Genomic DNA, 13,698 nt, shown 5'->3' with positions numbered 1-13,698 from the left:
TTTGCGTCCGCCATGAATCCGACTTACCTCACAAAACCAACGGCTGAAACCGATCCGGGCTACGGGCAAATTCTGACTGTCTTATGGCGACGACGCTTTTTGTTTGCCAGCATCTTTACGATCGTGCTAGGAGTTTCAGCCTACTATGCCTCTCGTCAAACAACGAGCTACGCTAGCTCAATGCAGTTGTTAGTGGAGCCTTACTACAAGGGCAAAGCCGAAAAAACAACAGACTTTGCCGATTCTAATGTGGAGATCGACCCAGCTACTCAGATTAGTCTGCTGCAAAGTTCAGCCTTGTTGCAAAAAGCGATGAAATCGCTCCAGACGGACTATCCCGAACTGGATGCGAATAATCCGAGTAGTGTGCTGAGTTTGAAAAGCGGATTAACGATCGGACTGGGCGGAACAGATACCAAAGTCGGATCAGACAAAGGCACCACGAAAATTTTTCAAATTAGCTATACCGATACTGACCCCGCCAAAACACAACGAGTTCTCAAAGCCCTTAAGCAAGTTTATCTCGACTATAACCTCGAACAACAACGCCTACGATTAGGGCGAGGACTGTCTTTTATCAATGAGCAGCTACCCCAGATTCGCGACAAAATGAAGCGATCAGAGACCGCTTTAGAAGATTTTCGACGCGAACAAGAACTAATCGATCCCGAAGGAGAAGCTAAAACGCAGGCTGCACTACTTCAGCAAATCCAACAAGAGAAGCAATCCAGCCTCATCAAAATTCGAGAACTCCGCAGTCGTTACAGCACCTTACAGCAACAACTAGCGCTGGCTCCTCAAGAAGCAACCCTCTCAGCCCGGTTAAGTCAATCGTCTCGCTATCAAAATCTGCTTGTTGAGGTGCAGAAGAATGACTTAGCCCTCGTGCAGCAACGTCTGAGATTTAAGGACACTACGCCCTTTGTCCAACAGCTTGTGGATCAGCGTCAGCGGCTCTTGGGATTGTTGCGCGAGGAGGCAGGACGAATCCTAGGCACCGATTTGGTCAGCCGCACTGATGAAAGCCTCTTGACCAAAGGACAACTCAATACTCTGGACTTAGGTCTAGTAGGTCAACTCGCCACCGCCCAGGTAGAACTTCAGGCCGCTGTTGCCCGCTATAGCAGCCTACTTAGTACAGAACAGCAAGTACGAGAAGCCCTAAAGCGATTTCCTAAGCTGCTCGCTGCCTACGGACGACTACAGCCAGAAGTTGAACTCAATCGTGAAACCTTGCGGGAACTGCTCAAAGCTCGTCAAGAACTTGGCTTAGAAATTGCGCGCGGAGGCTTTGACTGGCAAGTTGTCGAAGAACCTCAACTCGGCTTCCCGTCGGGGTCTAATCTCTCTAGAAACGTATTAGTGGGAGTCGTAGCAGGATTGTTTTTGGGTGGGATTGCAGCCTTTGCTCGTGATGCTGCTGACAGTGCTGTGCGAAGTTCGGATGAGCTAGAAAAGCAGTCTCCTGTGCCGCTGTTGGGTGTGATTCCTGAATTAGCGGCCCAGGAGGGTCTCAATCCTACGATGCTGAGTCTGCCTTTTCGCAAGACTAGAGAGTTACCGCCTTCGCTCAATCAGATTCTTCAAGAGCGATCGATGCGAGAATCACTGGATTTGCTCTATCAAAACATTCAGCTTTTGACGAAGGGTCAGCCATTAAACTCTTTGGTCGTCACGTCTGCGCTCGCGGGAGAAGGCAAATCAACGCTGATTATGGGGTTAGCAATTAGTGCAGCGCGACTTCACCAACGGGTGTTGTTGATTGATGCAGACTTACGTCGTCCCAGTTTGCACCAGATTCTAAATCTCCCCAACGATCAGGGACTCTCTACCCTCCTTACTAGCAATGCTCCACTGCCCCAAGACATTGATACTCAGCAGAATTCTAGTTTACGCGGCAACATTGCTGTGCTGACCTCTGGCCCCATTCCGAGTGATCCCGCAAAACTACTCAGTTCTCGACGGATGCGGGAAGTGGTGGCAAAGTTTGAGCAATCCTATGATCTAGTCCTGCTCGACGTGCCGCCTGTGTTGGGGATGGTCGATACCATACTGGCGGCTTCCTGCTGTGGAGGAGTGATTTTGGTGGGACGCATGGGACGAGTGACGCGCGATGAGGTGACTCAAGCGATCGCTGCTCTCAGTTCGTTAAATCTCGTTGGAGTGGTTGCCAATGGCTCTACTCAGGTTGCCACGATAGATACCCTTTATCAAGCTCAAGCTTCTTAGATCATGAATCCATCCCTCTCTATTCTGGACTACTGCCCGCTACCCACTGCCACTGAGTTTATTCCAACCACTCACTACGACCTTCGGTGGCGACGAAAGCAACTAATTGTTGAGTATGCGTCTCAAAATCGTGGAATGGTTTTTCCGCCGATTCGCGATTCGCAGTCCTTGGCTGACTGCTTGCAGCGATCGCCCATCAAACTGGTGAAGCTGGATGTCAAACTAGGTGAAGCCCGATTGCGACTCTGGGCACAGGCTTGTCAGCAGGCAGGCAAACTTACTTATTTACGCATTCCAGTAACCCGACAACTTCCGCGCTGGCAAAATTCTATTGGCTGGTGGGTGAAGCGATCGCTCGATGTCTTTACAGCAGCCTTGTTGCTTGTGTTGTTGAGTCCTTTGATGATTGGCATTGTGGTCGCGATCGTCCTTACTTCGCCAGGCCCTCTGTTTTTTCGTCAATGGCGAGTCGGAGAACGTGGTCGGCTGTTTCAGATCATCAAGTTTCGCTCAATGGTTGTTAATGCAGAAGCCTTGCACCATCAAGTCATGACGGATCAACCAGGGCTACATAAGCGCAAAGATGATCCCCGCATTACGCCACTCGGCTATTGGCTGCGTCGCTATAGTCTGGATGAATTGCCGCAATTGTTGAATGTGTTGCGTGGGGAGATGAGCCTAGTGGGCCCGCGTCCGTGGGCGTTGTATGACGCTGTGCGAATTGAACCTGCACTACAACATCGACTGAATGCACTACCAGGAATCACGGGGGCATGGCAGGTAGAGGGGCGATCGCACCAGTTGGATTTGGATGCGGTGAATCGACGGGATCTTCAGTATTTGGCGGATTGGTCACTGTGGCAAGACTTTAAGTTTTTGCTGCTGACAATTCCCAAAGTACTTTCGGGGTTTGGCGCTTACTAACTTCAGAAACGACGATCGACAACTCAATCGTTTTAGAATTCTTTCGGAGTGGACTTTGACGGTCTTTAAGATCTCAGTCCCTCCAACGTAGCCTTCCGTTAAAGCTTGTTTGCTAGTTAGGAAGGTGGAATGGTAGGGACAGTGTGACTAAATTTAGACATCTTTGCTGAGGATCTCCAGAGTAATTCCAGAATTTGGGGCTTATTAGCTCCTTTTGAAAAGATTCTAACTAAGTGCATAGAAGTTAATTGGGAGCTTATAGATAAGGCATGATTCTAATCCGCTCGCCTCTTTACAAACTGCTGAGGACAACCCGGTTTTGGCAAGACCACTATCTGATTTTGCGAGAGTTTAAGTATTTCCCTCGTGTGGCTATTCTAGCGATCGTCTTCTCTTTGCTGGCAGCCGCGTTGGAAGGTGTTGGAATTGGGTTGCTGATGTCTTTTTTGCAAAGTCTGACCACACCGGATGCTGCTGCTTTTCAAACTGGGATTGAGTGGTTGGATCAGTGGGTTTTGGGCAGTCAGGCATCGGCGACGAATCGGCTCTATCGTCTGTCTGGGATTATTCTATTGACGACTTGGCTACGATCGACGCTCGGCTATCTATCCTCTATCTACACTGAAACTACTCAGTTCTTGCTGATGGATCGGCTGCGAAAACAGATCTTCGAGCAGCTTCAGGCAGTCCAACTCAAGTTTTTTGTTACCACTCGTTCTGGTGAACTGGTCAATACGATTACTACCGAGATTGAGCGGTTTAAAACCGTTTTTAGCGGGACTGCGTTTCTAATTACTCGATTGTTAACCTCGACGGTTTATTTTACAGCGCTATTTCTAATTTCTTGGCAAGTCACGATCGCTGCACTCCTCCTCTTTACCCTACTGATAGTCGGAATCTCTACTTTGAATGCGCGAGTGCGAGAAGCAGGTTATGCGGTTTCCATTGCCAGCGAGAACTTTACGTCAAGAGCGATCGAATTTATCAATGGGATTCGCACAGTCCATGCTTTTGCAGCACATGATTTTGAGCGTCAACGCTACTATCGGGCAAGTTCTGATTTAGTAAGTACCTCTAAGAGAGCCGTGGTCGCGATGGCGATCGTCAGACCGTTAGGAGAAAGCATCGCGACTACCATTCTGATTGTGATGATTGTGGTTTCGTTCACCTTCTTCGTAGCTCAGGGAACACTTCAGGTCGCTTCATTACTAACGTTTTTCTTTGTGCTGTTTCGGCTGGCTCCTATTTTGCAAGAGGTCAATGGCACTAGAATGCAGCTTAATTTCGTCAAAGGGGCTGCCGATCGCTTAAAGAAACTGCTCCAAACACAGGACAAGACCTACTTCGACAATGGTACACAGCAATTCTTGGGTTTGAGACGAGCGATCGAGTTTGTGGCAGTAGACTTTGGTTATGATCCCCTGAATCTAGTTCTACAAGATATTACTCTGACGATCGAACAAGGTAAAATGACTGCTCTAATTGGATCTTCGGGTGCAGGTAAATCGACTTTAGTAGATTTGATTCCACGGTTTTATGACCCGACTCAGGGACAAATCCGATTAGATGGTGTAGATTTGTGTCAATTTGAAGTTAATTCACTCCGACGCAAGCTGGCGGTGGTTAGTCAGGATACTTTCATCTTTAATGCCAGTGTTCGCGACAACATTGCGTATGGGAGTCCTGAAGCGTCAGAGGCAGAAGTTATCGAGGCGGCTCAGTGGGCAAATGCTCTAGATTTTATTCGCGATATGCCGGAGGGCTTTGATACATTGTTGGGCGATCGGGGTGTGCGCTTGTCTGGTGGTCAGCGTCAGCGCCTTGCGATTGCTCGTGCTCTACTACGAAACCCCGAAATTCTGATTTTGGATGAAGCGACCAGCGCATTGGATTCGATATCAGAACGGTTGATTCAAGACGCGATTGAGAAACTGTCGGTAGGTCGAACGGTGGTAGCGATCGCGCATCGTTTATCTACGATCGCTAAAGCTGACAAAGTAGTAGTTCTTGAGCAGGGACGAATTGTAGAGCAAGGGAAATATCAAGAGTTGTTAGAACAACACAGTAGGCTCTGGAAGTATCACCAAATGCAACATGAATCAGGGGCTTCCAGTTAGACCAACCCTTGTTTAGAACCAATTTCCGTACTGTATGTAATGTTTTTGTTATTAGGAGAACCTGGAACGTGGATACATCAAAAACCGAATCAAATAAATCGATTTATTCCTCTAGCTCAGAAATACTAGATGTATCTCAAACTGATATTTATAGTATGTCTTCAGAAAAAATTCAAACATTAAGAACGAAATTTGATACCCTTCGGGTGGAAAATCAACACCTCTACACTCAGTTAGAGATGTTTTCAGACCTACACTATCTAATTTTTTATACTCTTAAAGCTACAAAGCGTGAACTACGCGAAAGGTATCATTTCCTTAGACATAAGCTCCATGGGTTTAAAGAGGATATCCTTAAACAGAAGAGAAGCTCCCGAAACCAGAAAAATTTTAGCTCTGATTTCAAACCATATCAGGTTAAAATTATTCATCCTATTCAGGAAAGACGACCCCGGATTTTACACGTTATCGGGAATTTTAGAACGGGTGGCTCGGCGCAACTAGTTGTAGATTTGATTGAACATTTGGGGCATCGTTTTGAACAAGAAGTAATTACTAAAGAACTCCCAGATATTGCTGGATATGCAGGAATAAATATCCATCTATTTGAGCAGTTTAAAGGTTTTCGTGAACCGCTTCAAATCCTTCAAATGCTTCAGCCCGATATTGTTCATATTCATTATTTGGGTACACATGAGAATGATTGGGTTGGACGAGATTGGAAGTGGTACGACAAGGTATTTCAGGCTATCCAAGTAAACAATTACAGTGTGATTGAAAACATTAATATTCCAACTGATCCTTACGTCAGTGATAAGGTGAAGTACTATGTCTATGTTAGTGACTATGTTGCTTGTGAGCATGGTCACCTAAACAGCCGAAATGTAACGGTTTATCCTGGTTCAGATGTTTGCTTCTTTTCAAGAAAAGATACTGCTGATTTTCCAGATGATTGCATTGGCATGGTCTACCGCTTAGATGGCGACAAGATTAATGAAACGGCTATTGATGTTTTCATTAAAGTTGTTCAGCGTCGTTCACAAACAAAGGTTCTTATCGTAGGGGGTGGCAAATTGTTAGAAGTCTATCAGGACGCTGTAAAACAAGCTGGTGTCACTGATGCTTTTACTTTCACTGGCTATGTCTCTTATGAGCAACTGCCTAATCAGTTTGAGAAGATGAGCATTTTTATTGCTCCCGTATATTGGGAAAGTTTTGGACAGGTAAGCCCTTTTGCCATGAGTATGGGGCTTCCAGTTGTTGGTTATGATGTCGGCGCGATTCCTGAAATTCTTGGTGATCGTAATCTGCTTGCTGCACCTGGTGATAGCGATGCTTTAGCAGATATTGTTATTGAGCTTCTAGAAGATCGTGAACGGCGATTGAGTATTGGTTCAAAAAACCGTCAACGGGCACAGGAGTTGTTTTCAACAGAGACGATGATTGAGCGTTACAGCATTTTGTACGAGAACGTTCTAAAAGAGGCGAGACAAAAGGCCTAAAGTTACTGTATTGATGCCTGTGTATGATGGTGATCGCTATCTTCGAGAGGCGATTGGTAGCATTTTGTCACAAACCTTTCAAGACTTTGAGGTTTTGACCATTAACGATGGGTTTACAGATAGCAGTCGTAACATCATCCTATCCTATAACAATCCACGAATCAGGCTAGTAACAGAATAATGCAATCATGTTATTAAAATAGGAGTTATTATGCCCAAAGTTTCAGTTATTATCCCAGCTTACAATGCAATGGCTTATCTTCCAGAGACGTTAGAAAGCGTCCTAAACCAAACCTTTACTGATTTTGAAGTTTTAATCATTAACGATGGAAGCCCTGATGGCATTGTAGAATGGGCTTCTGAGATCAAAGATTCAAGAGTAAAACTAATTTCTCAAGAAAATCAAGGTTTATCAGGAGCCCGGAACACGGGCATTTGGTCTTCTCAAGGTGAATATTTAGCATTTTTAGATGCTGATGATATTTGGGAAGCTGAGAAGTTAGAAAAGCAAGTAGAGTATTTGGAAAAACATCCAGACGTTGGTTTGGTAAGTTCTTGGATAGCTAATGTCGATCGCAACGGAAATTTTATCGATCTCTATGATTGTTCTGAAGCTGGGAAGGATCTTACAAAAGAACTATTTCGCTCTAATATCTTTTATTGCGGTAGCACTCCATTAGTCCGACGCACTTGTTTTGAAAAAGTAGGTTTTTTTGAACGCAGCCTTAGCTCGGCGGCCGACTGGGATATGTGGTTACGCATTGCTCTGCATTTTCCAATTTTTGTGATCCAAGAACCACTAGTTCAATATCGTAGATATCCCAATAGTATGTCTACAAACTTCAGGTTAATGATTCAAGAAGTTGATCGGGTAATGGAACGTTCGTTTCAGTCAGCTCCAGAAGAATTTAAGAATGTAGAAAGAACTGGCTCTAGCCATCTGTGCACTTTATATGCTTGGGGATACCTGATTAAAAACGATTTTCATGAAGCTTTTTGGTTCGCCAAGCAGGCTTTCATTAGAAGACCAAAATTAATATTCTCTATCTCTTATCTTCACCTAATTTTCTTGATTGCTGCCAAGCAATTTTTGAAACCTCAGACTTATAAAGCCCTACATTCAAGATTATTGGGTTGGGCACAAAGCGAAAAAGTTTAACTAATTTGCAACTTCTATGAAACAATCTTACCCGACTCTTGAATCAATCAGGCCGCACTTTCACTCATTTGATGTGTTTGACACGATCTTGACTCGCATCTGGGCTAAACCAACCGATTTATTTTGGGAGTTAGGCAATCACTTAAAGTACGGCGGTCTAATTACAATTTCTCCAGAAGCTTGGAGTCAACTGAGAATTAAAGCTGAGGACAAAGCAAGACAAGGATCTACAACGAATGAAGTAACACTACAGGAAATTTATGATCAACTAGCTGAATCCTTGAATTGGAGCGAAATAGATAGCAAGAAAGCAATGCACAATGAAATTCAACTAGAACGTGCTAGCCTCCGTCCAGTTCCAGCCACTCAGCTCAAAATTCAAGCGTTACATCAGCAAAATCAATCGATCGCTTATCTCTCAGATATGTACTTACCCTTAGAGGTGATTCGACGCTTTCTCAAAGATCATCAAATTTGGGCAGAGGGTGATGTACTGCATGTCTCCAATGAAGTCGGACTTCATAAGGTATCCGGACAACTATTCCAACATCATCTCACCCAGCAGAAGCTTAAAGCCTCTCAGCTCCACCACACCGGAGACAATTTGTATTCTGATATCAAAGTCCCCAAAAAACTAGGTATTCAAGTACAGCCCTTCCTAGAAACACATCTAAATTGCTATGAAGAACTTATTGCAGACAACGAACACTTGCCACTTCGATTTCGTTCGCTTTTAGCAGGTGCCAGTCGTTTATCTCGATTGCATTGCCAGGAACAAGACTGGCATCGGCAAATAATTTGGAATACAGCTGCCAATGTCATCGGCCCTGTATTTTTCGGATTTGTGCATTGGGTCTTGCAGGAGGCGAAGCGTCAGGGAATCCGGAGGCTGTATTTCATGGCAAGAGACGGACAAATTCTCTGGAAAATCGCCCAAATTATCTGCCGTAAGTGGGGCTATGACATTGATTGTCAATATTTTTATGGTTCCCGGCAAGCTTTTCACTTTCCCTCAATTCAACAAATTGGTGAAAATGAGCAGGAATGGCTCTTTGATAGACCTGCATTCTTTTCAGTGCGGGTTGCGTGTGCCCGTGTCAACCTTCAACCCGAACAGATTGCTGAGGCGCTCACACGTTACAGTTTACCTGCCCCGATGTGGGATAAAAGCCTGATAGATCAAGAGTTCACGGCCCTGAAATCAGCATTTCAGGATCGGGAAATCATTGATCGGATTGTTGACCTGGCTGCTACCTATCGAGAAAAAGCGATCGGCTACTTCAAACAAACAGGTATTGGTGACGGGACACCGTTTGCGATCGTCGATTCTGGCTGGACTGGGCGATCGCAACGCTCATTCAGCCAAATCTTAGCGATCGCGAATCTCTATCCGCCAGAGGGAGTGACAGGGTTTTACTTTGGATTAGAAAGACGGATTACACCATTTTTAGTCGATCGTTTCATTCCTTGCTTCTTAGAACCTGATAACATCACTGAACGGCGATCGCTCAGCAGTTCTCCGATTTTAGAGCTTTCCCTGGCTGCGGATCATGGCAGCACAGTTAGATACGAGAAACAAGACCAGCATTACATTCCGATACTGCGATCTGAGAAAAATGAAAGAGGTCTCGAATGGGGAGTCTTAGTGCAGCAGCAAGCCATTCTAGATTTTACTGAGCGATTGACTGATTATTTGCAGCCTGAAGACTGTGAAGTAAAGTGTTTTCATCAAGTGACAGAGGACGTGCTGAGAGCCTTTATCCATTCCCCAAACAAAGAGGAAGCCCAAGTGTTCGGTAGTCAATCATTTTCAGATCAACAGTTAGAAGATACGGTTCATGACCTTGCGCCCGCTTACTCTCTAGTAGATGGCTTTAGAATGATGTTTGACAAACATTATGTCAGCAATTTTGTCTGGCTTCCTGCGTCAATTCAACGCAGCGCACCCTTCGCAAAAGTTGTTCTCCAGATCATTAAAGGACTGAGAGATAGCTTAAATTATGCTCGCTCTGCTCAACAAGCACACCTTGTAGGAAAGGAACAACTAGCTTGGAATCTAGCTAAAAAAGCAGTACAGTCTTGCCCTGCTATTTTGCTATCCCGCAGCTTTATTCTTACCAATATTTCCCTCGTTGCACGATTGAAGTTCAGTTCCAGAGGCTGCAATTGATTACGCCAAGTTTCGCGCAGTAGGAGTTGAGTTTCTTAAAACAATACTTCGGACATTTTTTTGAACGATTCCAAATGCGATTGCGGTAACAACCCTATGAAATTCTTAAATTAACCTCGGACGCAACTAGCAAGTGACCGAAATTAAATGGGCAGCAGATGAGGGAATGGTTAAGTATTAGGGGGCTTCAAGAACTTATCTCGATTTACTTAAACTGATTAGAAGGTGATTGAGGTCAGGGGTTCAAAACGCTGACGCTCCTCATCCTGACTGAAGATATCTGTCGTTTCACACCGAAATCAATCCATGGTGAATGTTGGCTACCATACTGCAAGGCTGCGAGGACGTATAACTCGGTCTATATACAAGGCTGCTCTTCCTCAAATCGTAAGGCAACCCATTGCTCAAACTCAAAAAACTCCAGTTACAGTGTACGCGCTTTCTTGCGAACGAGATTTACCCGAGCAGATTGCTAGTATTCGATCGCTTATTCAGCACGTTGGAATTCCTGAGCAATTCATTGTAATTTCAGATGGTAGCTACACCGAATCAAGCTGTAATCTACTCCACCAGATCCATCCCTGCGTTCAAGTTGTTTCTATTAATCAATTAATTCGGAAGGATTTACCTCAGGCTGTTTATGAATATGCAGCACAACAAGCAATGGGAAAGAAGTTAGCAGCTCTTTTATCTTTGCCGATTACTGGAGCAACTATCTATACTGATTCTGATATTCTATTTTTCCCAGGGGCAGCAGATTTAATTGATTTGCTCTTGTCAGAAGACCGAATCTGTCGATACTTGCCTGACTGCGCTGCTAAGTTCGATCAGCGAATCATTTACTCTCAATCTGAGAACTTGAACCCCATTAATGCAGGGTTTGTTTTGTTCAAAGACTATCTAAACTGGGATTTTGCGTTGCATCGATTATCAAAACTGAAAGAACTCAATAACTACTTCACTGAGCAAACATTGGTTCATCTGACACTGCATCATAATCAGGCATTACCACTGAATCCTGATCAATATGTTCTGAGCGTTGAGGATCAATTTATCTACTGTGATAAATATGCTAGTGGTGAGATAGCTTTAAGACACTACGTTAACGATGTTAGGCACAAATTTTGGTTTAACGTAGGCCTTTAGGACAATCGATTTGAACAAGATTTATAGGGTTAGGGTAGCTAATGAACTACGAAAAGCTGGTTTATCTGTGTGCTTCCAGTCTTGTCAGCAAGGGAGGAGGGGGGCTTGAGACTTATGTCTCTACCCTAGCGAGCCACAAAATGCCTGGAGTGAGTGAACATATCATTAGATCTCTAAAGAGCCTGGATCAGAGCCAGTTCAAACTGCTTCACGCGCACGAAGAAACAGCAATAGGGGAAATCACTGGAGAATGCCCCTCAATTTTCACAGCTCACAATCATGCATCTTACTGTCCGAGTGGAACTCATTATCTACCAAGTACTACAGTCAGTTGCCCGCGCTCTATGTCGGTCATGGGATGTACTTGGGGGCATTTAGTAGACGGCTGTGGTAGCAAGCGACCTCAAAACATTGTCCATAAAATATCAACCTCCTATCAATTATTAAGCAAACTGAAAAAACTCAAAATCCCTGTTATTGCAAATAGTGATTATGTTCGTAGCCAATTAATTAAGAATGGCCTACCTTTGGAACAGACTGTCACATTAAGATGCGGTGTCGCAGTTCTAAAAAGCACTTTTGCCCCTTTAACACAGGAGATACACCGGAATCAAAGAATTTTGTTTGTAGGGCGCATTGTTCCTGACAAAGGTCTTCAATGGTTGATCACTGCCTTAGTAAAAACGAGTGCACTGATTCAGCTTGATATTGCTGGGGATGGTTGGTATAAACCTCAAATAGAGAAATTAGTTAATCAACTGGGATTGAGCGATCGTGTTGTTTGGCATGGTTGGTGTAACTCTGAAAAGCTAGACGTACTCTATGAAAAGTGTTTTGCTGTGATCTTCCCAAGTGTTTGGCCTGAACCTGCGGGGTTAGTTACCTTAGAAGCCTATGCCCGTCACCGAGCCGTGATTGCCAGTCGTGCAGGTGGGATTCCAGAATATTTACAACATGAACAAACAGGGATTCTTGTTCCAGTTAATGACACCTTGAAGTTGTCTGATGCCATCACCGACTTAAGTATCAATTATCAAAAGAGCTACCACTTAGGCGAACAGGGTTATGCCTTGTTTCTAAAAGAATTCACAATGGACATTCATGTTAATAGGCTGAAAAAAATATATGAAAAAGCAATTGAGGATTTTTACATTCAGAGGGCTTATCGATGAGTAAGATTTGAACCATCTCAACTATGAACATTTTACTTACCATTCATCATGACCTTGATCCAAATGCAGGTGCTCCTGGTGTTACCTGGCAACTTGGTCAAGAATACCGCAGACTAGGGCATGATGTGCATTTCTACTCCTTCAGTGATCTACCACCCAAACTGCCTGGAATTGTTAAAGCGATCGTCTTTCCAATGTTTGTTGCTAGACATATTAGCGGCTTGACACAACAGCAATCCCTGGACGTAATTGATGCATCAACAGGAGATGCTTGGGTTTGGGCAAAATTGCGTCATCGTAACCCTGACAGGAACCCACTGCTAGTCACGCGAAGTCACGGACTAGAACACATCATGCATCTGGAAAATCTGACAGAAGCAGAGCGCGGTAATTTGTCATTGAGTTGGAAATATCCCTTCTATCATGGTGGATTTCGGCTTTGGGAAGTGTCCAGTTCGCTGCGTGATGCTGATTTAGCTGTGTTACTAAACCAACTTGACCTGAAGTATGCCGTGGAGAATTTAGGTGTTCGACTTGAACGGGCACAAATCGTAGCGAATGGTATCCCCAAAAAATTTACGAGCTTGCCCTATGAACTAACCCCTAGAGACCCAACAGACATTATTCGTATTGCTCAAGTTGGTAGTTATATTCCCCGTAAAGGCATTCACTATGGAACACCCGCACTGAATCAGATTCTGTTGCGGTATCCACAGGTCATGGTTAGTTTCCTAGGAACTGGCTCTTCAGAGACACAGGTTTATGCTGATTTTGATTCTGAGGTACACGATCGCGTCAAAGTCGTTCCTCACTACGATCATGAAATGTTGCCTGCTCTTCTTCAGGGACATCACATCAAGGTCTCTCCCACGCTATCGGAAGGTTTTAGTTTAGTACTGCCAGAAGCAATGGCGTGTGGATTGGCACCCGTTACGACAAAAACACCAGGGCCAATGGAAATTGTAACAGATGGAGTAAATGGAATTTTAGTTCAACCACGGGATAGTGAAGCAATTGTTCAGGCTTTGGAGGAGTTGATTAGCGATCGCCTCAAACTGGAAGAACTACGACGTAACGCTTATACTACTGCACAGAGCTATAGCTGGAGTTCCATTGCGAAGCATACTTTAGAACTCTATGAAAAAAATCGTTGTTGAGCTTATTTATCATGCAGCGCCTTAGTTGACCCCTGGACAACAGTCATTCTGTTTCCCATCTCAACAAGGAAGTCTATCCATGCAGTAACGTTGAGTCCTCATAGATGGATAACTACACAGAT

At 44.4% G+C, this 13,698-nt stretch carries 10 protein-coding genes; all 10 read left to right on the top strand.

Going from position 1 to position 13,698, the window contains the following annotated elements:
* Nucleotides 1-12 precede the first annotated feature (12 nt).
* The 10 genes from ACJ2PR_RS20335 to ACJ2PR_RS20290 all read left to right on the top strand — a co-directional run bounded on the left by ACJ2PR_RS20335 (nucleotide 13) and on the right by ACJ2PR_RS20290 (nucleotide 13,576).
* The gene (locus ACJ2PR_RS20335) at nucleotides 13-2,229 is read left to right on the top strand and encodes a GumC family protein (protein WP_446878331.1); all 2,217 of its coding nucleotides are present in this window, start codon (nucleotides 13-15) and stop codon (nucleotides 2,227-2,229) included.
* A gap of 3 nt (nucleotides 2,230-2,232) precedes the next feature.
* Complete coding sequence (gene hepC / locus ACJ2PR_RS20330; protein WP_446878330.1) at nucleotides 2,233-3,153, top strand: heterocyst development glycosyltransferase HepC; 921 nt, start codon at nucleotides 2,233-2,235, stop codon at nucleotides 3,151-3,153.
* Between the two features lie 269 nt (nucleotides 3,154-3,422).
* Nucleotides 3,423-5,270 carry a heterocyst formation ABC transporter subunit HepA gene (hepA, locus tag ACJ2PR_RS20325; RefSeq protein WP_446878329.1) on the top strand — a complete coding sequence of 616 codons (1,848 nt, stop codon included), beginning with the start codon at nucleotides 3,423-3,425 and terminating at the stop codon, nucleotides 5,268-5,270.
* 68 nt (nucleotides 5,271-5,338) lie between these two features.
* Nucleotides 5,339-6,772, top strand: a complete 1,434-nt coding sequence (locus ACJ2PR_RS20320) for a glycosyltransferase family 4 protein (protein ID WP_446878328.1) — start codon at nucleotides 5,339-5,341, stop codon at nucleotides 6,770-6,772.
* Between the two features lie 13 nt (nucleotides 6,773-6,785).
* Nucleotides 6,786-6,953, top strand: a complete 168-nt coding sequence (locus ACJ2PR_RS20315; RefSeq protein ID WP_446878327.1) for a glycosyltransferase — start codon at nucleotides 6,786-6,788, stop codon at nucleotides 6,951-6,953.
* Between the two features lie 30 nt (nucleotides 6,954-6,983).
* On the top strand, nucleotides 6,984-7,931 hold the full coding sequence (locus ACJ2PR_RS20310; RefSeq protein ID WP_446878326.1) for a glycosyltransferase family 2 protein: 948 nt from the start codon (nucleotides 6,984-6,986) through the stop codon (nucleotides 7,929-7,931).
* A gap of 73 nt (nucleotides 7,932-8,004) precedes the next feature.
* Nucleotides 8,005-10,101 (top strand): HAD family hydrolase, encoded by a 2,097-nt coding sequence (locus ACJ2PR_RS20305; RefSeq protein ID WP_446878325.1) that lies wholly within the window; start codon nucleotides 8,005-8,007, stop codon nucleotides 10,099-10,101.
* Between the two features lie 306 nt (nucleotides 10,102-10,407).
* Complete coding sequence (locus ACJ2PR_RS20300) at nucleotides 10,408-11,247, top strand: hypothetical protein (protein ID WP_446878324.1); 840 nt, start codon at nucleotides 10,408-10,410, stop codon at nucleotides 11,245-11,247.
* A gap of 41 nt (nucleotides 11,248-11,288) precedes the next feature.
* Nucleotides 11,289-12,419, top strand: a complete 1,131-nt coding sequence (locus ACJ2PR_RS20295) for a glycosyltransferase family 4 protein (protein ID WP_446878323.1) — start codon at nucleotides 11,289-11,291, stop codon at nucleotides 12,417-12,419.
* Between the two features lie 23 nt (nucleotides 12,420-12,442).
* Entirely contained in the window at nucleotides 12,443-13,576 is a 1,134-nt protein-coding gene (locus tag ACJ2PR_RS20290) for a glycosyltransferase family 4 protein (RefSeq protein ID WP_446878322.1), read from the top strand.
* Nucleotides 13,577-13,698: the final 122 nt, after the last annotated feature.

It is taken from the genome of Phormidesmis sp. 146-33 (genome assembly GCF_052939515.1).
The sequence above is the reverse complement of the archived record's forward strand: the minus strand, read 5'-3'. Positions and strand labels throughout refer to the sequence as shown.